The sequence below is a fragment of the Streptomyces glomeratus genome, assembly GCF_021462825.1.
GTDB lineage: Bacteria > Actinomycetota > Actinomycetes > Streptomycetales > Streptomycetaceae > Streptomyces > Streptomyces glomeratus.
Map to the genome: position 1 here is coordinate 47,547 of NZ_JAKEEB010000030.1, position 23,196 is coordinate 70,742.

General features: G+C 71.4%; 25 protein-coding genes. 19 read left to right on the top strand and 6 right to left on the bottom strand.

The genetic code is table 11. From position 1 onward, the window contains the following. Window positions 1-48: 48 nt before the first annotated feature. Complete coding sequence (locus LZ604_RS27115) at window positions 49-411, bottom strand: DsrE family protein (RefSeq protein WP_234518192.1); 363 nt, start codon at window positions 409-411, stop codon at window positions 49-51. A 23-nt stretch (window positions 412-434) separates the two neighbouring features. After that, window positions 435-809, bottom strand: a complete 375-nt coding sequence (locus LZ604_RS27120) for a hypothetical protein (protein ID WP_234518195.1) — start codon at window positions 807-809, stop codon at window positions 435-437. Window positions 810-991: 182 nt separating this feature from the next. On the opposite strand from LZ604_RS27120, the gene LZ604_RS27125 reads away from it, so the two are divergent. The 6 genes from LZ604_RS27125 to ygfZ all read left to right on the top strand — a co-directional run bounded on the left by LZ604_RS27125 (window position 992) and on the right by ygfZ (window position 4,268). Further along, entirely contained in the window at window positions 992-1,834 is an 843-nt protein-coding gene (locus tag LZ604_RS27125) for a helix-turn-helix domain-containing protein (protein WP_234518196.1), read from the top strand. Beyond that, complete coding sequence (locus tag LZ604_RS27130; RefSeq protein WP_234518197.1) at window positions 1,816-2,010, top strand: DUF397 domain-containing protein; 195 nt, start codon at window positions 1,816-1,818, stop codon at window positions 2,008-2,010. The genes LZ604_RS27125 and LZ604_RS27130 overlap by 19 nt, the downstream gene beginning before the upstream one ends. 64 nt (window positions 2,011-2,074) lie before the next feature. Beyond that, window positions 2,075-2,206, top strand: a complete 132-nt coding sequence (locus LZ604_RS35835; RefSeq protein WP_267971893.1) for a hypothetical protein — start codon at window positions 2,075-2,077, stop codon at window positions 2,204-2,206. A 37-nt stretch (window positions 2,207-2,243) separates the two neighbouring features. Continuing rightward, a complete protein-coding gene (locus tag LZ604_RS27135; protein ID WP_234518198.1) occupies window positions 2,244-2,819 on the top strand; it encodes a heme-binding beta-barrel domain-containing protein in 576 nt (191 codons plus the stop codon). A 35-nt stretch (window positions 2,820-2,854) separates the two neighbouring features. Continuing rightward, window positions 2,855-3,292 (top strand): Fur family transcriptional regulator, encoded by a 438-nt coding sequence (locus tag LZ604_RS27140; RefSeq protein ID WP_234518199.1) that lies wholly within the window; start codon window positions 2,855-2,857, stop codon window positions 3,290-3,292. Between the two features lie 10 nt (window positions 3,293-3,302). Beyond that, the gene (gene ygfZ, locus LZ604_RS27145) at window positions 3,303-4,268 is read left to right on the top strand and encodes a CAF17-like 4Fe-4S cluster assembly/insertion protein YgfZ (protein ID WP_234518200.1); all 966 of its coding nucleotides are present in this window, start codon (window positions 3,303-3,305) and stop codon (window positions 4,266-4,268) included. 20 nt (window positions 4,269-4,288) lie between these two features. Here the strand turns inward: ygfZ and dtd are convergent, their stop codons facing one another. Beyond that, window positions 4,289-4,714 (bottom strand): D-aminoacyl-tRNA deacylase, encoded by a 426-nt coding sequence (gene dtd, locus LZ604_RS27150; protein WP_234518201.1) that lies wholly within the window; start codon window positions 4,712-4,714, stop codon window positions 4,289-4,291. A gap of 241 nt (window positions 4,715-4,955) precedes the next feature. On the opposite strand from dtd, the gene LZ604_RS27155 reads away from it, so the two are divergent. The 10 genes from LZ604_RS27155 to LZ604_RS27200 all read left to right on the top strand — a co-directional run bounded on the left by LZ604_RS27155 (window position 4,956) and on the right by LZ604_RS27200 (window position 15,574). Next, window positions 4,956-5,558 (top strand): RsiG family protein, encoded by a 603-nt coding sequence (locus LZ604_RS27155; RefSeq protein WP_234518202.1) that lies wholly within the window; start codon window positions 4,956-4,958, stop codon window positions 5,556-5,558. Window positions 5,559-5,667: 109 nt separating this feature from the next. Then, the gene (locus LZ604_RS27160) at window positions 5,668-6,648 is read left to right on the top strand and encodes an asparaginase (protein WP_234518204.1); all 981 of its coding nucleotides are present in this window, start codon (window positions 5,668-5,670) and stop codon (window positions 6,646-6,648) included. 356 nt (window positions 6,649-7,004) lie between these two features. Beyond that, the gene (locus LZ604_RS27165; protein ID WP_234518205.1) at window positions 7,005-8,297 is read left to right on the top strand and encodes a GNAT family N-acetyltransferase; all 1,293 of its coding nucleotides are present in this window, start codon (window positions 7,005-7,007) and stop codon (window positions 8,295-8,297) included. Between the two features lie 493 nt (window positions 8,298-8,790). Beyond that, window positions 8,791-9,531 carry an HAD family hydrolase gene (locus tag LZ604_RS27170; RefSeq protein ID WP_234518206.1) on the top strand — a complete coding sequence of 247 codons (741 nt, stop codon included), beginning with the start codon at window positions 8,791-8,793 and terminating at the stop codon, window positions 9,529-9,531. 147 nt (window positions 9,532-9,678) lie between these two features. Further along, entirely contained in the window at window positions 9,679-10,557 is an 879-nt protein-coding gene (locus LZ604_RS27175) for a GntR family transcriptional regulator (protein WP_234518207.1), read from the top strand. Then, entirely contained in the window at window positions 10,557-11,294 is a 738-nt protein-coding gene (locus tag LZ604_RS27180) for an HAD family hydrolase (protein ID WP_234518208.1), read from the top strand. The genes LZ604_RS27175 and LZ604_RS27180 overlap by 1 nt, the downstream gene beginning before the upstream one ends. A gap of 170 nt (window positions 11,295-11,464) precedes the next feature. Continuing rightward, window positions 11,465-13,816 (top strand): aminoglycoside phosphotransferase family protein, encoded by a 2,352-nt coding sequence (locus tag LZ604_RS27185; RefSeq protein WP_372482207.1) that lies wholly within the window; start codon window positions 11,465-11,467, stop codon window positions 13,814-13,816. A 22-nt stretch (window positions 13,817-13,838) separates the two neighbouring features. Further along, window positions 13,839-14,342, top strand: coding sequence for a helix-turn-helix domain-containing protein (locus tag LZ604_RS27190; protein WP_234518210.1), 504 nt, complete (start codon window positions 13,839-13,841; stop codon window positions 14,340-14,342). Between the two features lie 101 nt (window positions 14,343-14,443). Continuing rightward, on the top strand, window positions 14,444-15,088 hold the full coding sequence (locus tag LZ604_RS27195; protein WP_234518211.1) for a hypothetical protein: 645 nt from the start codon (window positions 14,444-14,446) through the stop codon (window positions 15,086-15,088). A gap of 150 nt (window positions 15,089-15,238) precedes the next feature. Beyond that, on the top strand, window positions 15,239-15,574 hold the full coding sequence (locus LZ604_RS27200; RefSeq protein WP_267971890.1) for a DUF2516 family protein: 336 nt from the start codon (window positions 15,239-15,241) through the stop codon (window positions 15,572-15,574). A 13-nt stretch (window positions 15,575-15,587) separates the two neighbouring features. Here LZ604_RS27200 and LZ604_RS27205 read toward each other — a convergent pair whose 3' ends face one another. The 3 genes from LZ604_RS27205 to LZ604_RS27215 all read right to left on the bottom strand — a co-directional run bounded on the left by LZ604_RS27205 (window position 15,588) and on the right by LZ604_RS27215 (window position 19,283). Then, complete coding sequence (locus LZ604_RS27205) at window positions 15,588-16,880, bottom strand: PP2C family protein-serine/threonine phosphatase (RefSeq protein WP_234518212.1); 1,293 nt, start codon at window positions 16,878-16,880, stop codon at window positions 15,588-15,590. A gap of 270 nt (window positions 16,881-17,150) precedes the next feature. After that, window positions 17,151-18,236, bottom strand: a complete 1,086-nt coding sequence (locus LZ604_RS27210) for a C40 family peptidase (RefSeq protein ID WP_234518213.1) — start codon at window positions 18,234-18,236, stop codon at window positions 17,151-17,153. A 228-nt stretch (window positions 18,237-18,464) separates the two neighbouring features. Then, window positions 18,465-19,283, bottom strand: coding sequence for a class I SAM-dependent methyltransferase (locus LZ604_RS27215; protein WP_234518214.1), 819 nt, complete (start codon window positions 19,281-19,283; stop codon window positions 18,465-18,467). Between the two features lie 224 nt (window positions 19,284-19,507). On the opposite strand from LZ604_RS27215, the gene mshA reads away from it, so the two are divergent. The 3 genes from mshA to LZ604_RS27230 all read left to right on the top strand — a co-directional run bounded on the left by mshA (window position 19,508) and on the right by LZ604_RS27230 (window position 23,192). Then, complete coding sequence (gene mshA / locus LZ604_RS27220) at window positions 19,508-20,845, top strand: D-inositol-3-phosphate glycosyltransferase (protein ID WP_234518215.1); 1,338 nt, start codon at window positions 19,508-19,510, stop codon at window positions 20,843-20,845. 23 nt (window positions 20,846-20,868) lie between these two features. Further along, window positions 20,869-21,369: a type III secretion system chaperone family protein gene (locus LZ604_RS27225; RefSeq protein ID WP_234518216.1), complete on the top strand. Its 501-nt coding sequence runs from the start codon at window positions 20,869-20,871 to the stop codon at window positions 21,367-21,369. A gap of 149 nt (window positions 21,370-21,518) precedes the next feature. Beyond that, complete coding sequence (locus tag LZ604_RS27230; RefSeq protein WP_234518217.1) at window positions 21,519-23,192, top strand: glycosyl hydrolase family 28-related protein; 1,674 nt, start codon at window positions 21,519-21,521, stop codon at window positions 23,190-23,192. The last annotated feature ends 4 nt before the right edge of the window (window positions 23,193-23,196 follow it).

Here is a 23,196-nt window from a genome sequence, read left to right on the forward strand (position 1 = left end):
GATCCGCCGGGCAGGGTCTGCCGGTCCTTGTTCCGGCGTGCCTGCGTGTCAGTACACGAGCGCCTGCGTGTCGTCCGTCAGCGCCTCCTGGACGAACACCTGCGAGCCCGCGATCCTCACGCCCTCGATGACGTCCTTCTCCGTGATCTCGCGGCGGGCCGCACACTGCGTGCACAGGGTGATCCGCCCGGCCGCCAGGACGGAATCGATCAGATCCGGCAGCGGCGCGGCGTGCGGCAACTCGAACTCGGCGGCACGTCCCGGCAGCGCGAACCAGGACGACTCCCCGGTCAGCCAGAGCGACACGTCCACACCGCTGGCCACCGCCACGGCCGCCACGGTGAACGCCTGCGAGCAGCGCTCCGGGGCATCCGCTCCGGCCGTCACCTTGATCACGAGCTTCTTCGCCATGCCCGCAGCCTAGCCCCGCAAGGTCATGGGCGGTGCTCCCGGCTGTGGTGGCGCCGCAGCAGAACGTTCGCGTCCGTTTCCGCGCTGCCGTCGCACTCCGCCCGTGCGGCCTCCCGCAGTCCGTCCAGCTCCGTGCACATGGCGCAGCCACGGACCGGAAGCGGCGGGCGGCTCGTGTCGCCGGCCGACCGGGTGCGCTCGTTCGCCGCCGTCACCCCGGCGCTGAGCCGCTCCCGCGCCGTGGCCGGGCGGAGCGTGGCGGGATCGGCCTGCCACTCCCGGCCCCCGCCGACCGGGCGCAGCATCGCATACGGCCCCGACCGGTCCTGGTACGCGCCGACCTTGCCCGTCGCCGGGTCGTAGAGGAGCGCTCCGCGCTCGGGGGACTCCGTGTTCATGGGGTGCCGTTCCTTTCCGCCCAAGGCCTGCGCGGGGCGTGACAGTTGGACTACGCTGCGTGTTCCGGACAGTACGAGCATGGCCGCTGAGCAGGGCCGGAACGCCGTGGACGGGATCTCCTTCGCCGCTGCTCGGCACTCCTTCCACACCTTCCACAGCCGTCCTTCACGACAGGAGCGCGATGCCACCGCGACGGGTGATCACGGGGCGCAGCCAGGAGCCGAGGAAGCGGTTCGCCGAGGAACTCCGGTTACTGCGCACCGAGCGGGGCGAGAGTCTGCGGAAGCTCGGCGAGGTGCTGGGCTGGGACTGGTCCCTGTTCGGAAAGATGGAGAGCGGTCAGACCCTGGGGAGCCCGGAGGTGGTCCAGGCGCTGGACCAGCACTACGGGACCCCCGGACTGCTGCTGGCCCTGTGGGAACTGGCGGTGGGGGACCCGACGCAGTTCAAGGAGCAGTACCGGCGGTACATGGTCCTGGAGGCGGAGGCGGTGAATCTGTGGCACTTCGGGGTGAGCACCGTTCACGGTCTGCTTCAAACGGAGGGCTACGCGTACGAAGTTCTCGCACTCGGCGGTGCGAAGGGGCAGGAGCTGGATCAGCAGGTCGAGGCGCGAACGGGGCGACGTGAACTCCTGGAGGGTGAGGACGCGCCGCCACTCCGAGCGCTGCTCGCCGAGGCGGTGCTGCGCACCCCGCTGCGCGACGAGGCGGTTTGGCGGAAGCAGCTGGAGTACCTGATGGAGGTGTCCGGCCGCCCGAACATCACACTTCAAGTGCTGCCGCAGGGCGTCGGCCTGCACGGGCTGGTGAGCACCGACGTGATGTTCCTGCGCCTGCTGGACGGAAAGACGGTGGCGTACACGGAGAACGCTCACCGCGGTGAACTGATCGAAGAAAACAGCTCAGTTGAGCGGCTGCAACGTGCGTACGATGCGATGCGCGACCTGGCTCTGAGCCCGGCCGAGTCGCGGAAGTTCATCCTGCGGATGTTGGAGGAAGTGCCGTGCGAGCCATCGACCTGAGCACCGCGACATGGCGCAAGAGCAGCTACAGCAATCCGGACGGCGGTGCCTGCGTAGAGGTCGCCCAGAACCTCCCCTCCGTCGTCCCCGTCCGTGACAGCAAGGACCCCGCCCGCGGCACCCTCCTTTTCGAGGCGGCCGCATGGTCCCGCTTCATCGACGAAGTCAAGCGCTGAACCCGGGGGAGTCCCCCTCGCCGAGAAGGCCGGGGTCCGGCCACGTAAGCTTGGAGCCGGCTCTGTGTACCCACCCTCGCTCACCAAGGAGCACCCCGTGGAGATCTTCTTCGAAACCCTGCTGGTCCTGGTCTGCGTCGGCGTGCTCGCCTTCGCCGGGCTGGCCGTGAAGAAGCTGTACGAGGGCCAGCGCTGATCCCCGCATCCCCGACGGACACGACGAAAAGCAGCTCATGATCGAGATCCCGTCCGACCTCCACAAGGACCTCGTCCCGCTCGCCTTCCTGCTCGGCAACTGGGCGGGCGCGGGCGTGCACGACTTCCCCGGCTCCGAGAAGTGCAACTTCGGGCAGGAGGTCTCCTTCACCCACGACGGCCGGGACTTCCTGGAGTACCACTCCCACACCTGGGTGCTGGACGGCGACGGCAACAAGGTCAGGCCGCTGGAGTCCGAGTCCGGCTTCTGGCGGATCGGCAAGGACCGCAAGGTCGAGATCACCATGGTCCGCAGCGACGGGGTCGTCGAGGTCTGGTACGGCGAGCTGGCCGAGAAGAAGCCGCAGGTCGACATCGCCACGGACGCCGTGGCGCGGACGGCGGCGTCGGGTCCCTACACCGGCGGCAAGCGGCTGTACGGGTACGTCAACAGCGACCTGATGTGGGTCGGCGAGAAGCAGACCCCCGAGGTCCCGCTACGCCCCTACATGTCGGCGCACCTGAAGAAGGTCGTCACTCCCGAGGACGTCGAGCGCTGGGCCAAGGCCCTTCCGGACGACCTCCCGGACGACGGGATCGCCTTCTTCAAGTAGGCCGGGCTCACGGCGCCGGTCCTACACTGGGTGCTGTGGTGAGCACCGACTGGAAAAGCGATCTGCGGCAGCGTGGCTACCGGCTGACCCCGCAGCGGCAACTCGTGCTCGAAGCCGTGGACACCCTGGAGCACGCGACCCCCGACGACATCCTCGTGGAAGTGAGGAAGACGGCGTCGGGGGTCAACATTTCCACCGTCTACCGCACCCTGGAGCTCCTGGAGGAGCTGGGGCTGGTCAGCCACGCCCATCTGGGGCACGGTGCGCCGACGTACCACCTCGCGGACCGGCACCACCACATCCACCTGGTCTGCCGCGACTGCACGAACGTGATCGAGGCCGACCTCGACATCGCCGCAGAGTTCACCGCCAAGCTGCGCGAGACGTTCGGCTTCGACACGGATCTGAAGCACTTCGCGATCTTCGGCCGGTGCGAGGACTGTTCCCTCAAGAGTTCAAATACCGCGTCGTAGGCTTGGGTCCATGAAGAGTCCTCTGCTGTCCCTGCCCGGCGCCGTCCCCGCCGAGGGTGTGGACGAAGGTGTCGCCGCCCACTACGGCGACCTGTTCCGCGAGCAGCGCGCCCTCGCCGACGGCTCCGGATTCGTGGACCTCTCGCACCGCGGTGTGGTCACCGTCAGCGGCGAGGACCGACTGAGCTGGCTGCATCTGCTGCTCACCCAGCACGTCAGCGAACTGCCCCCGCACCAGGCCACCGAGGCCCTCGTCCTGTCCGCGCACGGGCACATCGAGCACGCATTGTACCTGGTCGACGACGGCGAGACGGTCTGGGCGCATGTCGAGCCCGGCACCCAGGACGCGCTGATCGCGTACCTGGAGTCGATGAAGTTCTTCTACCGCGTCGAAGTCGCCGACCGTACGGACGAGTTCGCGGTCGTGCACCTGCCCGCCGGTTCGATCGCCGAGGCCCCCGAGGGCGTCATGGTCCGCGAGACGCCGTACGGCCGGGACCTCTTCCTGCCGCGCCTGGACCTGGAGTCCTACGCCGGGAAGAACGGCCCCGCGGCCGGCCTGCTGGCGTACGAGGCGCTGCGCGTGGAGCAGCACCGCCCCCGTCTCGGCTTCGAGACCGACCACCGCACCATCCCGCACGAACTGGGCTGGATCGGCTCCGCCGTGCACCTCCAGAAGGGCTGCTACCGCGGTCAGGAGACCGTCGCCCGCGTCCAGAACCTGGGCAAGCCGCCGCGCCGTCTGGTCTTTCTGCACCTGGACGGCAGCGAGGTGCATCTGCCGCCGCACGGCACCGAGCTCCGCCTCGCGGACGAGGGCCCGGAAGGTCGCAAGATCGGGTTCGTGACGACGTCGGTGCGCCACCACGAACTGGGCCCCATCGCCCTCGCCCTGGTCAAGCGGAACGTTCCGGTCGACGCCCGCCTCATGGCGGACTCGACGGCGGCGGCGCAGGAGGTCGTCGTAGAGCCGTAGGGCTCGTACCGCCCGGGGCCTCAGATCTCCAGGAGCACGGTGAACGGGCCGTCGTTCGTCAGCGACACGCGCATCTGCGCACCGAACCGGCCCGTCGCCACCGTCGCGCCCAGCGCACGCAGCTGCGCGACCACCTCCTCGACGAGGGGCTCGGCGACATCGCCCGGGGCGGCCGCGTTCCAGGTGGGGCGGCGGCCCTTGCGGGCGTCGCCGTAGAGCGTGAACTGGCTGATCACCAGCAGCGGCGCGTCGACGTCCGAGCAGGACTTCTCGTCCTGCAGCATGCGGATCGACCACAGCTTGCGGGCGAGCTGGGCGGCCTTCTCCTTGGTGTCCTCGTGCGTGACCCCGACGAGCACGCACAGCCCCTCGCCGCTGATCTCGCCGACCGTCTCGCCGTCCACGACGACACTCGCGCCGTCCACTCTCTGCACCACCGCACGCATGGGGTCCATGATGCCGTGCGGCCCGAACGCCCCTCGCGGGCGCCCGCTCGAGCGTCCCCGAATCCCGCGGCCGACCGGACCGGTGATCTCTTATGAGGGCATTCTTATTGCCCCTTAACGCCTCCATCCGGGGCAGATCGGTGGCACTCGGTCACGCGACGGCCGTGCGGAGTGGCACGATGCGTCTGTCGCGGCCCATCCGTGGGGGGTGCCGCGCCGGTCGAGGGGACGGTAGAGGCACATGAGCACATCGAGTACCGGGCAGCCGCCCGGGGTTGTCGGGCCCGCCCTGTCGGGGGTCCTGAAGCAGCACCGGCCGCCCGTGCAGCGCATGGACAGCCCCCTGGCCGACGATCCGCCCGGGCACGACCTGTCCGCGCTGCGGCTCACCGAGCTGCGTGCGCTGCGCCGGGACGCCCAGCGGGACGAGGCCGATCTCAGCTACGTACGGCGGCTGCTCCAGGGCCGTATCGACATCCTGCGGGCGGAGCTGGCCCGGCGCGGCGGCCGGGCGGCCCCCGAGGACGTCATGGAACGGCTCGCGGAGATCCTCAAGGACGAGCCCGCCCGCCATCGCTCCTCCGCCCGCCATGTGACACTCGGCACACCGCACGGAGAGGAGTACCGGCGGCTGGCGTCCCGGATGCTGGGCGGGGTCGAGCTGTCGGACCTCAAGGCGCGCACGGACGAGGAGTTGGGCGCGGGGATGGTCCGGCTCGTGGGCTACGAGCGGCAGGTCTCCCGGCGGCGGCAGCAGTTGCAGCGCACGGCGGACGATTGCAGCGCCGAAATCGCACGCAGGTACCGTGAAGGAGAAGCACAAGTAGACGACCTGCTCATGTGACGCGAGGGTCCCGGCGAACCCGGGGCCCCGAGTGTGGACGGCGCCGGTCCGGAGACCTTCCGGGGCGGGTGTCGCCCGGGCGGGTCCCCGTCCCGGAGGCCACCACCCCATGCCGACGCCGGCCCAGCCCGCCCTGTCCGCTCCGTCTTCCGTGCCCCCGGTGCTCGCCGAGGTGGTGCGCTCCGGGTTCGTCGAGGGGCGGCATCGCGGGAGCCTCGTCCTGCTGGCCGCGGACGGTTCCGTGGAACTGGCGCTCGGTGAGGTGCGGGCGCCGGTCTTCCCGCGCTCGTCCAACAAGCCGATGCAGGCGGCCGGTGTGCTGCGCGCGGGCCTGGAGCTGGCGGGCGAGCGCCTGGCGCTCGCCGCCGCGAGCCATTCGGGCGAGGCGTTCCACCGGGAGCTGGTGCGGCGGATGCTGTCGGAGCACGATCTGAGCGCCGATCGGCTCCAGTGCCCGCCCGACCTGCCGCTGGACCCGGCGGAGGCGGAGGCGTACCTGGCGTCGGGTGCCGTGCGGGAGCGGATCACCATGAACTGTTCCGGCAAGCACACGGCGATGCTGGCGGCGTGCGCGCTGCGGGGCTGGCCGCTGGACTCCTACCTCGATCCCGGGCACCCGTTGCAGCAGCTGATCCACTCGGTGGTGGAGGAGGCGGCCGGCGAGCCGGTCGCCGCGGTCGGCACGGACGGATGCGGGGCCCCGCTCATGGCGATCAGCCTGGTCGGGCTGGCCCGCGCCTTCCGCTCCTTCGTCCTGGCGGCACCCGGCACCGCGGAGCGCCGGGTGGCGGACGCGATGCGGGCGCATCCGGAGTACGTGGCCGGTACCCGTCGCCCCGACACCTGGCTGATGCGGGAGATTCCCGGCGCCCTGTCGAAGATGGGCGCGGAGGCGGTCCAGGCGGTGGCGCTGCCCGACGGCCGGGCCCTCGCCTTCAAGGTGGACGACGGCGGTACCCGCACGCTGGGCCCGGTACTGGCCCGGGCCCTGACCCTGTTGGGCGTCGAGGCCCCGGTGGTGACCCGGATCGGCCGGGCACCGCTGCTGGGCGGGGGCCGTGAGGTCGGCGGGGTCCGCGCGGCCTTCTAGCGCCCCGATGGCCCTCGGGCGACGACATGCGTGGGGGTCTTTGAGGCAGGGGCCCGGCCGCGCGCCGATGGCTGCCGGGTGACGGCATGTGCGGGGGTCTTCCAGGCACGGGCCCGGCCGCGTGCCGATGGCCGTCGGGTGACGGCATGTGCGGGGGTCTTCCAGGCAGGGGCCCGGCGGCGCGCCGATGGCTGCCGGGTGACGGCATGTGCGGGGGTCTTCCAGGCACGGGCCCGGCCGCGTGCCGATGGCCGTCGGGCGACGGCATGTGCGGGGGCCTTCCAGACACCGGCCCTGTCCCCCCGCACCGGCCAAATTCACACGACACGCCGGGCGCCGCACCCTAGCGTGTGCGCATGAGGCGCCTTGAGGACATCGACGTACGTGCCGTCTCCGAGTCCGAGATCAAGGAGTGGAGCCGCGCTCTCACCACCGGCTTCCTCCGTCCCCCGGAGATGTCGGACCACGACGTCGCGCATGTCGCCAAGCGCTTCCTCCCCGGCCGCACCCTCGGCGCCTTCGACGACGGCGCCCCCCGCTCCGGGCTCCGCTCCGGCGGCGGGACCCCCATCGTCGCGACCCTCCGGTCCTTTCCCCAGGAGCTGACCGCGGTCGGCGGCACTCCCGTCCCCGCCGACGCGATCACCAACGTCTCCGTCACGGCCACCCACCGCCGCCGTGGCCTGCTGAGCCGCATGATGGCCCTCGACCTCGCCGCCGCGAAGGAGCGCGGCGACGTCGTCGCCACGCTCATCGCCGCCGAGTACCCGATCTACGGCCGTTTCGGTTTCGGCCCCGCCACCCACACCGCGCAGTGGGCCGTCGACGTGCCCCGCACCGGCCTGGACCGCCACCGCCCCGTCCCGGACGACGGCGGCCGTATCGACCTCGTCGGCGGCGCCGACGTCCGCGCGCTGGGCCCCGCACTGCACGAGCGACTGCGTCGCGGCCAGGCCGGCGCCGTCGACCGCACCGAGCGCTGGTGGCAGCTCGCCACGGGCGCGATCCGCCTGGACGCCCGGCCCTGGACCGAGCCGTTCCACGCCGTCTACCGCGGGCCCTCCGGCGAGGTCGAGGGCCTGGTCACCTATGTGTGCGACGACCGATGGGGTGACGACAAGCTGCCCGGCGGCACGGTGACCGTCAAAGGGCTGATCGCCACCGGGCCGGACGCCGAGCGCGCCCTGTGGCGCTATCTCTGCTCGATCGACTGGATCACGACGGTACGGACGGGCCACCGCGCCCCGGACGATCTGCTGCCGCACTTCCTGCCGGATCCCCGCGCCGCCCACCTCGTCATGCACGCGGACTGGCTGTGGGTGCGGATCCTGGACGTCGTACGGGCCCTGGAGGCACGGACGTACGGCAGCTCCGGCACGCTCGTCCTGGAGGTCGTGGACGAGGCCGGTCTGGCCCCCGGCCGCTACCGGCTGGAGGCCGGACCGGACGGCGCGCAGTGCACGGCGACCGGCCAGGAGCCCCAGCTGACCCTGCCGGTGGGCGAGTTGGCGACCCTGTGGCTGGGTGACGAGTCCGCCGTGCGGCTCGCGGCGCTCGGGCGGGTACGGGAACAGCAAAAGGGCGCCGCCTCCGTGGCCGACGCCCTGCTGCGTACGTCCAGGCGGCCGTGGTGCCCGGACATCTTCTGAGCCGTCGCGGGCTCGGGGATGGCGCTCCTTCCGTGCGGGTGGTGACCGCCGTGCCGTGCTGCTGCGCATCCGTAGCCATGCGGTTGTGGGTGACCGGGCTCCCGGCTCCCCTCCGGAAGGGAACCCGGTCGGCAGCGTCACGAGGTCACGGTGACCGACCTTTCCAAAGATGTGACCATGTTGTTCAAAAACGCTCAGACTTGCTCAACTTCTAATGAAGTTGGCGACCAACTTCACCTCAGTTATCTCCACTTGGAGTCGCCTCATAACCACCTTTCGCTGAACTGCCCGAAGATGGCGTGAAGTTGCGCTGCTCGGCCATGGAGGCGTGAGCCCGACTTCGGCATCGCTCACGCCGGCGATGGGCGAGCCGTTGCGTGAGATCCACGCGGGGCGCATAGAACCGGCCAGATTGCACGGCTTTCGTGGAGCCGTCGCAGGTGTGGTCCGACGCCCTCTGGGAAACGATCACCACGGATCCGACACTCTCCTGGTGACCTCTGATACGACGCGGACCACGCCGGTGACGGCGGAGGCCGAGAGACTGCGCGAGCTGGTCGAGGCCGCACGCTTCGTGCTCTTCGACTTCGACGGACCGATCTGCCGGCTGTTCGCGGGCCGCAGAGCCACGGACGTCGCCCGGGAACTGGAGAGGTGGCTGGAGCGGCAGGGGCTGCCCGCGCTGCTGACCGAGGAGGAGAGAGGACGGCCCGACCCCCAGGTGGCGCTGCGCGCCGTCGACCGGCGGCACCCGGGGAGCGACCTCGTGGCCGACCTGGAGGAGCTGCTCACCCGGCAGGAGCTGAGGGCCGTGCCCAGCGCCATGCCCACCCCGTACGCCGACCCGCTCATCCGGACCTGGACCGCGCTCGGCGCACGGCTCGCGATCATCAGCAACAACTCGGCACGCGCGGCCTCCGCATACCTGGCCGGCCGAGGGCTCGTCGGCTGTTTCGCCCCGCACATCTACGGCCGCACGCACGACCTCCACCGGCTCAAGCCGGACCCGTACCACCTGAACCGGGCCCTGCGGGCGATGGGAGCGGCCGCGGGGCACGCCCTGATGATCGGGGACACCCCGTCCGACCTCCAGGCCGCCGAGCTGGCGGGGGTGCCCTTCCTCGGGTACGCCCGCAACGAGGACAAGGAGCAGTGCCTGCGCCAGGCGGGCGCCGAGGTGGTCGTGCGCTCACTGGAGCCGGTGCTGCAGGTGCTGCGGGACCTGCGGGAGTGATCGGCCGCGGGTGGTATGCGAGGAGCGGCGGACCTTCCACCAACTCCGCTGATGTCGCCGCCAACTTTTCCGTTACCGCACCTAGTTGGTCACAGGCGTCGAACAAGTCTTAAACAACTGCCCATAGATGGACGCCGGTTGTAACGTTTGGTCGTGACCCAGGAGAAGGCCGCAGTCAACGGCACCAGAAGGTCCTCGTCCCAGGAGCTCGCCGACACGTTGCGGGCTCGCATCCGCACCGGCGAGCTGAAGGCGGGCGACCGGCTGCCCACGCAGGCCGAACTGGCGAAGGAGTTCGGGGTGCAGCGGGGCGCGGTACGCCAGGCCCTGCGCGCGCTCCACGAGGACGGCCTGCTCAGCAATGTCACCAAGGGCAGCCCGCCCCGGGTCGCCGAGGCCCAGCCGGTCGGGGACGAGCCGCAGCCGACGATGGTCGGACTGGCGCAGAGGCTCACGCAGGCGTTCGCGGCGCCCCACGTCCGCATCGACGCGGCCTGCCTGACCGCAGAGACGCTGATGCTGGCCCTCGGTGAACCGGTGCGGCTGATCCACGAGGGCCGTATCCGCCCCCGGTCGATCGACGTGCGTATCCTCCTGCCCTCCCGGGAGATCAATCTCGCGTTCCCGATCTCCGTCAACAGCCCCGGGGAGGAGGACCCGGTGCACAGACGCTGGCTCGAGCAGCGCAATGCCCAGGGGCATGTCCTGCGCCACAACCTCCAGGCCCTGCGTGCCTCGCACCACATCGACGTCCGTGTGACCTTCCGCGCACTGCCCTTCACCCCGCCGGTGAAGCTCTACCTCCTCAACGGGGCGGAGGCCCTGATCGCGTACTACATGCTCACCAAGCGGGAGGAGGAGGTGGAGAGCGAGACCCTGGAGCTGTACGACACCCTGGGCGCCAAGTCGCTCCTCTTCTCCTTCGAGCAGCGGGCGGGCAGACGGGACGCCGCGTTCGTGGAGCAGTCCCAGAAGTGGTTCGACGCCCTCTGGGAAACCATCACCACGGACCTGACACTCTCCTAGTGACCTCTGATACGACACAGGCTGATCAAAATGCGGAAGAGATCGGGCAGTTGCGGGAACTGATCGGACCTGTGCGCTGCGTGCTCTTCGATTTCGACGGTCCCGTGTGCCGTCTGTTCGCGGGCCACTCGGCCGAGGGCGTGGCGCAGGATCTGGTCGAGTGGCTGGAGGGACAGGGGCTCCAGGGCCTGCTGACGGAGGAGGAACGCGTCCACCCGGATCCCATGGCAGTCCTGCACGCGGTGAACCGCCGGCGCCCGCACAGCGACCTGGTGGCGGAGCTGGAGGAGCGGCTCACCCGGCAGGAGCTCAAGGCGGTGGTCTCCGCCTGGCCCACCGCCTACGCGGATCCGCTGATACGGACGTGGACCGCCCGTGGGGCGAGGCTGGCCATCGCGACGAACAACTCCGCCCGGACCGCCGTGAGCTACCTCGACGACCGCGACCTGACCGGCTGTTTCGCCCGCAACGTCTATGGCCGCACCCGTGATCTGCACCATCTGAAGCCGGATCCGCACTGCCTCAACCGTGCCCTCAGCGCGATGGGCGCCTCACCGCCCACGGCTCTGATGATCGGGGACACCCCCTCCGATCTCCAGGCGGCCCGGCAGGCCGGAGTGCCGTTCCTGGGTTACGCCGGCAGCAGCCACCAGGAGAAGGCGCTGCGGGAGGCGGGAGCCGAGTGCGTGCTGACCTCGCTGAAGCCGGTGCTGCGGATCTTGCGCGAGCGGCCCTGACCCGCCGGATCACCGTCCCCTGCGGCGGCGCGGGCGGGTGATCCTTCCGAGTGCCGCGGGTGCCCGGATCCGCAGTGGAATGCCGAGTCCGCCTCTCGGCAGGGCGGGCGATGCCCTAGGGTGTGCCCACCTCGTTCGCGGCGCATGAACATCGAGAGTGCCGCACAGTCATGCAGGAGTCCCCGTTGGGCGGTCCGCCAGTGCCTGACCACCGCGCTCGGCAGCGCCCGGCGGACGACGAGTACCAGCGGTTTCTGCGCTACGCCCGGGCGCTGGGCTCCTTCGACCGCGGCCACCACCACCTGAACTACACGGTGCGGCCGCTGACGGAACGGGACTGTCCTCTGGTGGCCCCTGACCACCGGGCGCCGGTCACGGTCCGCCGGCGGATCCCGACGGCGCTGCCCGTCGTCATCAGGACCTGGCAGGACGAGTCGGAGATCCTCCATGCGATCCAGGGCGTCCTGCCGTACGTTCCCCGCTGCGTGGCCCGGCACCGGGACATCGTCGTCCTCGGCCACGTCGAGGGCGTGCCCCTTTCGCGCATCCACCCCGACGGCACCCCGCTGGACTCCGGCGTCATCACCGCGCTGGCGGGCCTGCTCGCGGACTTGACCCGGGTACGGCGACGGCACCTGCCGCCGCTGCCCGCGTCCTGGCCGCGTTCCAACCGGGACGGCAGGGCCTTTCTGCGCGCCCTCGCCTACGCGGCGGAGGAGCAGATCAGGGAGCGCAACCAGGCCCGGTTCGGCGGCCTGTTCGCGATGCTGGGTATCCCCGAGGACGCCATGGTCCGCTTCGCGGAACGGCTCCCGGCGCTCATCAGCCGCCCCTTCAGCCTGCTCCACACGGATCTGCACCGGGACAACGTCATCGTGTCCTCCCACGGTCGCCCGCCGCTGATCTGCGTCGACTGGGAGCTGGCGACATACGGCGACCCCCTGCACGACCTGGCCACCCACCTGGTGCGGACGCGGTATCCCCGGCACCAGTGGGACGAGGTCGTCGAAGCCTGGAGCACCGTCATGGGGGAGCGGCGCAGCGAGGCCGTCCACGGACTGGACCGGGACCTGCAGCACTATCTGGCCTTCGAGCGCGCCCAGTCCGTCTATCCGGACGTGATGCGCGCCGCGGAATCGCTGGGCGGCTCCCCCGACGGGCGGGACCTGGACGCGGCGACGCAGACGGTGCATCGGTCGCTGGTGGCGGCGGAGGAGCCGCTACGCCTGAGGAAGGTGCCCGGCGAGCGGGAGATCGAACGCATCCTCTTCCGGTGGAACGAGTCCCATGGTGCCGGGCCCAGCCGGGAACGCGCCATGTTCCCGGTCGCCTGGAAGCGTGACCGGCGGGTTGCCGTCCGCCCGGATTTCCCCCTCTGGGCGGTGAGCCGTGCGCTGTTCGAGGAAGGGGGAACGTCGCCGGGGCGGGTCTTCAAGGGCACGGCTCACCTCAACACGGCCGTGCGGGTGGAGGGCGTCGGCTTCCCGGTCATGGTGCGCAGAAAGGTGGGATCACCGAACCCCCTGGAGCGGCGCTTCCTGAACGAGCACGTCGTGCTGGGCGTGATCGAACGGACCGGGGTCCGCGTACGGGCGCCACGGGTACTGGCCCTGGGCACCAGCGGACTGGACGAGCCGTTCACCATCCACACCTACGAGGGGCCCCCGGACGGCATCCGGCCGCCCGCCCACCCCGTGTACGGGCTGCTGCCGAACGAAGCGGACGACCTCGTCGACCAGCTCGCCGAGCTGACGGCCGTCCCCTGTGACCGGATCGAGCCCCTCTTCCCGGTTGTGGACTTCTCCTCCTGGCTGCGGGCCGAACTGGTCCGCATGGTCGGCGAGCTGCCCAAGGCCACCCGGGACCTGGCTCGGGAACTGGGACTTCCGGACAGTGTCCGGCTGGCGGAGATCCTCACCCGCCACATCCTGGCCCCGCGCCGGCCGGTGCTCCTGCACGGCGACCTCAACCCGTGGAACCTCGTACGCCGTGCGGACGGGGGCCTGACCCTCATCGACTGGGAGATGGCCGTGATCGGGGACCCGCTGTACGACCTCGTCCGCCATATGCACCTGACGCCCACCCGTCCCGACATCCGCAGGCGGCTGCTGAGCCGCTGGTCGCGCCGGCTGCCGGACGACTGCACCAAGGGCTGGCAGGAGGACTGGCGCGTCTACCGGTGGATCGAGATCATCCGCTCCGCGTACGTGGACCTCGACCGCCTGGTGACGGGCGAGGGGCCGGCGGCCCCGAACGTACGCCGGGCGCTCGACACCTACGCGATGACCCTGGTGGAGGCCACGGCCGCCCTGGGCCTGCCGGGCCGGTCGACGGCGAACCCATACCTCGCGCGGACGCTGCCGCCCGGGGGGCGCGGGCGCCGCGGTGGCCAGGGCGGCCGCGGGGGCACACGGATGCGGGGCGGCGCCGCGGACATCCGGCGCTCGGCACCGAGCGCCCCGGTGGGCCCTGCCGTGCGGGGTGCGGCGCACTATTGCAAGCGGTGCGCTTGCAATTGTTAGCGCCAGGCTGCACAGTGGAGTCATGGCATCGCTCAACGTCGGCAACCTCGGTGAGTATCTGCGTGAACAGCGGCGCAATGCGCAGCTGTCGCTCAGGCAGCTCGCCGAAGCCGCCGGGGTGTCCAATCCGTATCTGAGCCAGATCGAGCGCGGGCTGCGCAAGCCGAGCGCGGAGGTGCTCCAGCAGGTCGCCAAGGCGCTGCGGATCTCCGCCGAGACGCTGTACGTGCGGGCCGGCATCCTCGACGCCGAACGCGACAAGGAGGAGTGCCGGCGGGAAGGCGCGACGCGCGCCGTCCTCCTCGCCGATCCCTCGCTCACCGAGCGGCAGAAGCAGGTGCTGCTCCAGATCTACGAGTCCTTCCGCAAGGAGAACGGCTTCGAGATCGCCCGGGCGGGCACGGCGGAAGAGAACGGCCGGGTGGCCCAGGAGGCTCCTGACACGGACGACGCCCAGCACACCGACACGCCCGGCCCCCGCACGGCCGACGGCAGCGATGCCGGTCCGCGGCGCGACGCCGGCTGACCGGGCCGGCCGGGATGACCGGGCCGACCAGGACGACCGGACGCCGACCGGCGGACCGCCCCAAACCCTCAGTCGAAAGCCGAACCGGGAGGACCGTTCCCATGGCCATCACCGACGACCTGCGTAAGACCCTCAGCGACCCGACCCCGCTCTACTTCGCCGCCGGCACCGCCGACCTGGCCATTCAGCAGGCCAAGAAGGTCCCCGGCCTGGTCGAGCAGCTGCGCACCGAGGCCCCGGCCCGTATCGAGGCCGTGCGCAACACCGACCCGAAGGTGGTCCAGGAGAAGGCCGCCGCCCGCGCCAAGGAGGCCGGTGCCCGGGTGAAGGTGACGCAGGAGACCATCCAGGCGAGGGTCGGCGAGTTCCTCAACTCGCTCGACTCGGACCTCAAGAAGTTCGGCAGCACCCTGGACGCCGATCTGAAGAAGCTCGGCGAGACCGCCCAGGACCTCGCCCTGCGCGGCGTCGGCGTCGCCGCCGAGTACGCCGTCAAGGCACGCGAGACCTACGAGAAGGTCGCCGAGCACGGCGAGCAGGCCGTGAAGACCTGGCGCGGTGAGGCCGCCGAGGAGATCGAGGAGCTCGCCGTCGCCGTCGAGGGCAAGCCGGAGCCCGTCGAGGTCAAGGACGAGCAGAAGCCTGCCGAGGCCAAGGCCGCGCAGGCCGAGAACAAGTCCGCGGCGAAGAAGGCGGCGCCGGTGCGCAAGCCGGTGGCGAAGAAGACCCCGCCGCCGGCCAAGTGAGCAGTTTCGGACCGGGCCCGCGTACCGCGGGCCGGCGGTGATGGGCCGGGCACTTCGCTGGTGCCCGGCCCGTTGTACGGATACACGGCGGCCGGACACGGGTACGGTGGCCGTACACAGGACTCGACCCGGGTGGTGGGCATCGTGCTGATGACGGCTTTCGGCGGCTTCTTGTCGCTGCTCTATCTCGCCATGCTGGTGCTCGCCGTGGTGGCACTGGCGATGGCAGCGCTCTACCGCGACGACGCGTACCGCGCCGCCGACAAGCAGAACAAGGGCTTCTGGCTGATCATCCTCGGTATCGCGGTCGCCGTGAACCTGCTGGTGCCGATGCTCTTCCTCCAGCTCGCCGGCCTGGTCGCCACCATCGTGTTCTTCGTGGACGTCCGGCCCGCGCTCAGGCAGGTCTCGGGCGGCGGCTGGGGCCGTCGCCGCCGCGGAAGCAGCAGCGACGGTCCCTACGGCCCGTACAACGGCGGACGGTAGTCCGCCAGGGGTCTTACGGCGCGCGGTCGAGCAGGACGACCGCGACGTCGTCCGTCAGCTCCCCGCCGTTCAGATCGCGGACCTCGCTGACCGTCGCGCGCAGCAGCTCCTCGCCGGTCAGGCCCTCGGCCAGCCGACGGCGGACGAGTTCCACCATGCCGTCCTGCCCGAGGCGTTCCCCGTCCTCGCCGACGCGCCCCTCGATGAGGCCGTCCGTGTAGAGCATCAGGCTCCAGGCCGCGCCCAGCTCCACCTGCATCCGCGGCCAGCGGGCGTGCGGCAGCAGACCGAGCGCCGGGCCGTTGTTGCCGTACGGCAGCAGCTCGGCGGGCCTGTTCGGGCGGGCGATCAGCGGGGACGGATGACCGGCCAGGCACAGCCCGGCGCGGCGGCCGTCCGGTGCGATGTCCACCGTGCACAGCGTCGCGAAGATCTCGTCGTTGTCCCGTTCGTGCTCCAGGACCTGCTGAAGCGTGGACAGCAGCTCGTCGCCGCACAGGCCCGCCAGGGTCAGCGCTCGCCAGGCGATACGCAGCTCCACGCCGAGCGCGGCCTCGTCCGGGCCGTGGCCGCAGACGTCGCCGATCATCGCGTGCACCGTGCCGTCCGGCGTACGCACCGTGTCGTAGAAGTCACCGCCGAGCAGCGCGCGCGAACGGCCGGGGCGGTAGCGGGCGGCGAAACGCAGCGAGGAGCCGTCGAGCAGCGGGGTGGGCAGCAGTCCGCGCTCCAGGCGGGCGTTCTCCTGCGCCCGCAGCTTGGACTCCGTCAGCCGCCGCTCGGCCGTGTCGGAGCGCTTGCGCTCCACCGCGTAGCGGATCGCGCGGCTCAGCAGGCGCCCGTCGAGTTCGTCGCGGAACAGGTAGTCCTGGGCGCCGACGCGCACGGCCTCGGCGCCGCGCTCGGCGTCGCCGGACGCGGTCAGGGCCAGCACGGCATGGCGGGGCGCGAGCTGGAGCACGTGCCGCAGCACGGCCAGCTCGTCCTCCTCCTTGGCGGCCCGGCCGGGGCCGGGCAGCGCGAGGTCCAGCAGAATGCAGTGGACGTCGTCGGTGAGCAGCCGCTCGGCCTCGGTGAGGTTGCGGGCGGTGCGCAGCCGGATGGGGCGGCCGGCCGAGTCGAGCAGCTCGGGCACGATCGGCGCGCCGGTCGGATCGTCCTCGATCACCAGCAGGGTGAGCGTGTCGGCCGCGGCCTTTCCACGGGCCGGCCCCGGTGCGGCCTGGGTCCCGGGCAGGGACGCGGCTTGAGCCTGACCACTCTCCACGGCCGGGATCACTCTCTGCCGCGGTACGGGTACGGGCATCGTCTGGTTCCTTCCCTCCCCCCGAGGGCACGGGCGGGGCGAAGGACCTCGACCCACCGACGGGGACCATAGCGGTAGCCGAGGCCGCAACGGAATGCCCGGCGGCGTGGTGTTGGGCAACGGGCCGCCGTCATATGCCGCATCCCCTATCGCAGTTGGACAGGGGTGACATCGCCGGGGATGACGAACGTCACGTCGGGGGCGGGTTTGAAACGGAGGGTGGCGTGCGCGGCGTCACGTGGGGCCCGTCACGTGGGATGCGCGGGCGTCTCAGTTCGCGTCCGGGCGCACCACTCCCAGAATCGGCATCGAGCCAGCGCCCGCGATCGTCACCGTGCGTCCCGGGCGCGGTGCGTGGACGATCGCGCCGCCGCCGACGTACATCGCCACATGGCTGGCGTCCCGGAAGTAGATGATCAGATCGCCGGGGCGCATGTCCTTGATTTCGACGTGCCTGAGCCGCTTCCACTGCTCCTGCGAGGTGCGCGGGATGGCGGTTCCGGCCGCCGACCAGGCCTGGGACGTCAGCCCCGAGCAGTCGAAGGACTTCGGGCCCTCGGCGCCCCATTCATACGGTTTACCGATCTGGTCGGTCGCGAACTGCACGGCCTTTCGGCCCTCCGCCGAGGCCTTGTCGCTGAGGTCGTCGAGTATGCCGGTGTCGAGCCAGGCCGTCTGTGCCTGGTTCGCGGCCTGCTCCTCCAGCTCCCGCAGCCGCTCCTGCTCCTGCTTCCTCAGCCGGGACCGGAGTTCCTCGGCGGCCGCGATCTCCTTCTGGATCCTCTTCTTGGCCTCGGCCTTGGCCTTGCGGTGGGCGTCCAGTCTCTTCCACTGGTCGGCGGCGTCGCGCGCGTACTGCTTCAAGTCCTCCTGCGTGCGCGTCATCTCGGCGAGCAGCCCCCTGGCCGCGTGTTCGCCCTGGCGGACCCTGCCCGCGTCGTCGAGGAACTCCTGCGGGTCGCGGCTCAGCCAGAGCCTGACCTCGGGCGGCAGCCCTCCGCCGCGGTACTGGGCCCGGGCCGCGGCGCCCGCCCGGTCCTTCAACTCGGCCAGCTTCTCCCGGCCCTTGACGATTTCCCGGGCCAGCTCGACGATCCGCGCCGACTGCTGCTCGGTCTGCTCGGCGGCGGCGTTGTACGCGTCCGTGGCGACCGCGGCGTCGTGGTACAGCTTGTCCAGCTTTCGCCGGACCGCTTCGAGGTCCTTGTCGGCCGACGGAGCCGACCGGCCGGGCGGAGTGGGCTTCGGGGCCGGCCGGCCCAGGCTCGCATAGGCGGCGCCCGGTGCGCCCAGCACGGTGACCGCGCAGACCAGGGCGATGGCCGCCGTGGTCAGGGCCCGCTTCCCGGATCCCATACTTCGCCCCCAAATCTGGTTTACCGTCAGTAACTTGCCACGTCTGGGGGATCGTGCCACGTCGGCGGGCAAAGCGACAGAGGCGGGACTTATCCGCACAAAAAACTCCCTCGCCTGCCGCACCTGGTACGACGATCTCCCTGCCCGGCCGGTCGCACTCGAACGGCGACCGGCCGCGAATGTGACGAAGGACGCAGGAAGATCGTTCCCCGCAGGTCGGACGGGTTTTCACGCGCGAGGCGCCAAGGCTCCCCAGGCGACCGTGACTTCCCCCTGGCGCCAGCGCGCCGGGCCGTCCGTCACCGGCCAGTCCGCCGTCAGCCGGCGGACCGTGCGTATCCAGCGCTGGCGGGCGCCGTAGGACGCGTAGGGCGCGGCGGCGGCCCAGGCGCGGTCGAAGTCGCGCAGGAAGGCGTACACGGGCTCGCCCGGGACATTGCGGTGGATCAGCGCCTTCGGCAGCCGCTCGGCCAGGTCGGACGGGCGGTCCAGGGAGCCGAGCCGGGTGGCGAAGGTGACCGTGCGCGGGCCCTCCGGGCCGAGGGCGACCCAGACGTGACGGCGGCCGATCTCGTCGCACGTGCCTTCGACGAGCAGTCCGCCGCGGGAGCCGGTCGCCGGGTCGGCGGGGGAGAGGCGGGCGCACAGCCGTACCCAGACGTCGGCGACCTCGCCCTCCTCGTACTGCCGCAGGACGTTCGCGGCGCGGATGAGGCAGGGGCGGCCGGGCACCGGCACCTCGAAGCCGCCGTGCCGGAAGACCAGGCCCTCGCGGGCGTACGGCCGCGCGGCCGCGACCCGGGCGGGCTCGATCTCCACCCCGACCACACGGGTGCGGGGCGCGGTGGTGCGCAGTCTGTGCAGCAGCTCAACCGCGGTCCAGGGCGCGGCCCCGTACCCGAGGTCGACGGCCACGGGATCCGTCGTGCGGCGCAGTTCGGCGCCGTGGACGGCGGCGATCCAGCGGTCCATCCGGCGCAGCCGGTTCGGATTGGTCGTCCCGCGCGTCACCGTACCCACGGGGCGGGACGCGGCGCGGGTTGACATGCGTACGAGAGTAAGCGGCCGTACGGGGTTGCGGGCCGGCCTGTGGACAACGGCACGGCGCGCCTGTGGACGACCGCGCGGTCGAACGGTTGACCGACACATGGTAATGATTCGGTAAAGCGGCCTGCGGGGGAAATGGAGCGCCCCCTCCTGGCGTTCGCACCGGTTACGGGGGTGTGTCGCGCCCTCGCGCAAGGCATGCCCGCAGCAAGGAGGAACGCCACGTGAGCCAGTACGTCAGCAGGCTCGGGCGTCGCTCGGCGGCTGCCCCCCGCCTCCGGCTGCCGCACCGCAGGCCTCGTCGCGTGGCCATGCTCTCCGTGCACACCTCACCGCTCCACCAGCCCGGCACGGGCGACGCCGGAGGCATGAACGTCTACATCGTGGAGCTGGCCCAGCGGCTGGCCGCGATCAACATCGAGGTCGAGATCTTCACCCGGGCCACCACGGCCGCCCTCCCGCCGGCCGTCGAGCTCGCCCCCGGCGTCCTCGTCCGGCACGTGGACGCCGGACCCTACGAAGGGCTCGCCAAGGAGGACCTGCCCGCGCAGCTGTGCGCCTTCACCCACGGTGTGATGCAGGCCTGGGCCGGTCACCGCCCCGGCTACTACGACCTCGTGCACTCCCACTACTGGCTCTCCGGCCACGTCGGATGGCTGGCCGCCCAGCGCTGGGGCGCCCCGCTGGTGCACGCCATGCACACCATGGCCAAGGTCAAGAACGCCTCGCTCGCCGAGGGCGACACCCCCGAACCCGCCGCCCGCGTGATCGGCGAGACCCAGATCGTGGCCGCGGCCGACCGGCTCATCGCCAACACCTCCGAGGAGGCCGGCGAACTCGTCCGGCACTACGCGGCCGACCCCGGCAAGGTCGCCGTCGTCCACCCGGGCGTCAATCTGGAGCGCTTCCGGCCCGCCGACGGCCGCGCAGCCGCCCGCGCCCGGCTCGGACTGCCGCAGGACGCGCTCATCCCCCTCTTCGCGGGACGCATACAGCCTCTGAAGGCGCCCGACGTGTTGCTGCGGGCCGTCGCCCTCCTCCTCGACGACCGTCCCGAGCTGCGCTCCCGCATCGTCGTGCCGGTCGTGGGCGGCCCCAGCGGCAGCGGTCTGGCCAAGCCGGAGGGGCTGCAGAAGCTCGCCGCCCGGCTCGGCATAGCCGATGTCGTGCGCTTCCGGCCACCCGTGGGCCAGGACCAGCTCGCCGACTGGTTCCGCGCGGCCTCCGTCCTGGTCATGCCGTCGTACAGCGAGTCCTTCGGGCTCGTCGCCATCGAGGCGCAGGCGGCCGGTACGCCGGTGCTGGCGGCCGCGGTCGGCGGACTGCCCGTGGCCGTCCGGGACCGGTTGACCGGATTCCTGGTCCAGGGGCACGACCCCGCCGGCTACGCGCGCGTACTGCGCGACTTCGCGGACGACCCGCAGCTGTCCACCCGTCTGGGAAGGGCCGCGGCCCGGCACGCCGAGTCGTTCGGCTGGGATGCGGCGGCCTCGGCGACGGCGGCCGTGTACACGGCCGCCATGGGGGCGCACCGGCGCCGGGTGCGCGCGCACCACGGCTGATGCCCGTCGCGTACGCTGCCCGCATGGCTGAGGAACAGCGGGCGGCACAGGTCATCGAAGGTGTCCTCAAGGACGCCGAACTGGAGTGGGAGAGCCCGCAGTCGGGCTCCTTCGTCGTGAAGCTCCCCGGGACGCGCAAACTGTCGACGACCGTCTCACTCATCGTCGGCAAGCACTCCCTGTCCCTCAACGCCTTCGTGATCCGCCACCCCGACGAGAACGAGTCCGCGGTACACCGCTGGCTGCTGGAGCGCAACCTCAGGCTGTACGGCGTGAGTTACGCAGTCGACCCGCTCGGCGACATCTATCTGACGGGCAGGCTGCCGCTGGCCGCGGTCACCCCCGAGGAGGTGGACCGGCTGCTCGGCTCGGTCCTGGAGGCGGCGGACGGCAGTTTCAACACCCTTCTCGAGCTGGGCTTCGCGTCCGCGATCCGCAAGGAGTACGCCTGGCGGGTGGCGCGCGGCGAGTCGACGCGGAATCTGGAGGCGTTCAGCCATCTGACCCAGCGCCCGGAGGCCTGACCCTCCGGGCCCTGCCGTCAATCGCTGCACGACCCTTTCCCCGCTGAGGGACCTCATGGCATGCTCACCGCCAACGCAATGCTGAACGTCGTTCACATCCATGGAAGCTCTCCGGAGGTTGCCGAGAGTTCTGGGAAGGCGGTTCGGACATGGGCACCGGGCACGCGGACATCAGCAGACGGGGCCTGATCGGCGGTGCCATCGCCGTGGCGGCCGTCGCCGGGACCGGAACACCGGCGACGGCCGTCGCACCGAGCGGCCCGAAGGGCGAAGTCCCGGCCCTCTGGCGCGAGTTCGTCCGCACCCGTTTCACCCACCCACAGATCCCGTTCGTCGGCCGGGCCGGCTACCGCAGCGGGGCGGTGCGCTTCCCCCGCCACCCCGTGGTCGCCGACGTCACCGCGTACGGAGCCGTGGCGGACGGCGTCACCGACTGCGCCCCCGCGATCAACCGTGCGATCGCCGCCGCGGGAAGGGCCGGCGGCGGCACCGTCCTCGTCCCGCCCGGAACGTTCCGCATCGACGGCCTCGTCCGCATCGGGTACGACAACGTCGTCCTGCGGGGCGCGGGCAGCGACCGTACGACGCTGTACGCCACGAAGAACCTCACCGAGCTGATCGGCGTCTACGGCTCCCGGTACGGCGGCGACAAGTCCTCCTGGTCCTGGGCCGGGGGCCTCGTCTGGCTGGCTCCGACGGAGCGTTGGGACTCCCTGGTCGAGGCCGTCCGGGCCAAGGCGTGGCCGTTCGAGGGATGGACCGGCAACCGGCGCGACGAGTGGGAGACGCTGACCACGGTCGCCCCGGCCCGGCAGGGCTCCCGGACGGTGACGGTCGCCGACGCGCGCCGGCTGCGGCCGGGGCGGTTGGTCCTGCTCCGGCTCGCGGACGATCCCGGCCACACCCTGCTGGAACACATGGCCGGCGGCGGCCCGGGCGCCGAGGCGTACTTCTGGGACGACAAGACGAAGCTGACGTCGTACGTTCCCTACGAGTGGCCCGTGCGCATCGCGCGCGTGGCGGGCCGGAAAGTCACGTTCGAGCGACCCCTGCCGCTCGATGTGCGCCCGGAGTGGGACCCGCGTCTGACGACCCACGTACCGGCGCTCACCGGCGCGGGTGTGGAGGGTCTGACCCTCCAGGCGGTCGAGACACCCCAGGGCCCGCATCTGCTCGACAAGGGCTACAACGGGGTCGTGTTCCAGTGCGCGTACGACTGCTGGGCGGACGACGTCGTCGTACGGCACGTGGACAACGGCTTCGGCCTGGTCGCAGCCTCCTCCTGCACCCTGCGCCGCACGCGCGTGGCGGGCCGGGGCTCGCACCACCCGTACTTCTGCCGGGAGGGCTCGCACGACAACCTGATCGAGGACTTCACCGTCGAGCAGCGCACGGTCCCTGCCCCGCCGAACACCCAGCTGCACGGCATCAACGTGGAGGGCCTGTCCTCCTACAACGTCTGGTCGCGCGGCGAGATGCAGATGGGCACCTTCGACTCGCACCGCGGGCTGCCGTTCGCGAACGTCCGTACGGACATCACGGTGAACAACAACGGCCGCCATGGCGGGGACGCCTCCGCCGGGCCCCTCTTCGGCGCCCGCTTCACCCACTGGAACGTCCGCGTCACCAACGGCCGCGCCGGTCTGGTGAAGATCGACGGGCTGGCCCCCTGGTCCGCGACCGTCGGCCTGAACGAGGTCGGCGAGTTCGACCAGATCGACGTGCCCGACTTCACCGGCGACCTGCATTCCCGCCTCGAGCTGTACGGCACGGCGGACGTGGTCCGGCCGCGGAATCTGTACGAGGCCCAGCGGGAGCTGTAGGCCG

Bases quoted from the DNA above. Each gene is read 5' to 3' on its own strand.
- LZ604_RS27115 (WP_234518192.1), bottom strand. From the start codon at position 411: ATGGCGAAGAAGCTCGTGATCAAGGTGACGGCCGGAGCGGATGCCCCG.
- LZ604_RS27120 (WP_234518195.1), bottom strand. From the start codon at position 809: ATGAACACGGAGTCCCCCGAGCGCGGAGCGCTCCTCTACGACCCGGCG.
- LZ604_RS27125 (WP_234518196.1), top strand. From the start codon at position 992: ATGCCACCGCGACGGGTGATCACGGGGCGCAGCCAGGAGCCGAGGAAG.
- LZ604_RS27135 (WP_234518198.1), top strand. From the start codon at position 2,244: ATGATCGAGATCCCGTCCGACCTCCACAAGGACCTCGTCCCGCTCGCC.
- ygfZ (WP_234518200.1), top strand. From the start codon at position 3,303: ATGAAGAGTCCTCTGCTGTCCCTGCCCGGCGCCGTCCCCGCCGAGGGT.
- dtd (WP_234518201.1), bottom strand. From the start codon at position 4,714: ATGCGTGCGGTGGTGCAGAGAGTGGACGGCGCGAGTGTCGTCGTGGAC.
- LZ604_RS27155 (WP_234518202.1), top strand. From the start codon at position 4,956: ATGAGCACATCGAGTACCGGGCAGCCGCCCGGGGTTGTCGGGCCCGCC.
- LZ604_RS27160 (WP_234518204.1), top strand. From the start codon at position 5,668: ATGCCGACGCCGGCCCAGCCCGCCCTGTCCGCTCCGTCTTCCGTGCCC.
- LZ604_RS27165 (WP_234518205.1), top strand. From the start codon at position 7,005: ATGAGGCGCCTTGAGGACATCGACGTACGTGCCGTCTCCGAGTCCGAG.
- LZ604_RS27185 (WP_372482207.1), top strand. From the start codon at position 11,465: ATGCAGGAGTCCCCGTTGGGCGGTCCGCCAGTGCCTGACCACCGCGCT.
- LZ604_RS27190 (WP_234518210.1), top strand. From the start codon at position 13,839: ATGGCATCGCTCAACGTCGGCAACCTCGGTGAGTATCTGCGTGAACAG.
- LZ604_RS27195 (WP_234518211.1), top strand. From the start codon at position 14,444: ATGGCCATCACCGACGACCTGCGTAAGACCCTCAGCGACCCGACCCCG.
- LZ604_RS27200 (WP_267971890.1), top strand. From the start codon at position 15,239: ATGACGGCTTTCGGCGGCTTCTTGTCGCTGCTCTATCTCGCCATGCTG.
- LZ604_RS27205 (WP_234518212.1), bottom strand. From the start codon at position 16,880: ATGCCCGTACCCGTACCGCGGCAGAGAGTGATCCCGGCCGTGGAGAGT.
- LZ604_RS27210 (WP_234518213.1), bottom strand. From the start codon at position 18,236: ATGGGATCCGGGAAGCGGGCCCTGACCACGGCGGCCATCGCCCTGGTC.
- LZ604_RS27215 (WP_234518214.1), bottom strand. From the start codon at position 19,283: ATGTCAACCCGCGCCGCGTCCCGCCCCGTGGGTACGGTGACGCGCGGG.
- LZ604_RS27225 (WP_234518216.1), top strand. From the start codon at position 20,869: ATGGCTGAGGAACAGCGGGCGGCACAGGTCATCGAAGGTGTCCTCAAG.
- LZ604_RS27230 (WP_234518217.1), top strand. From the start codon at position 21,519: ATGGGCACCGGGCACGCGGACATCAGCAGACGGGGCCTGATCGGCGGT.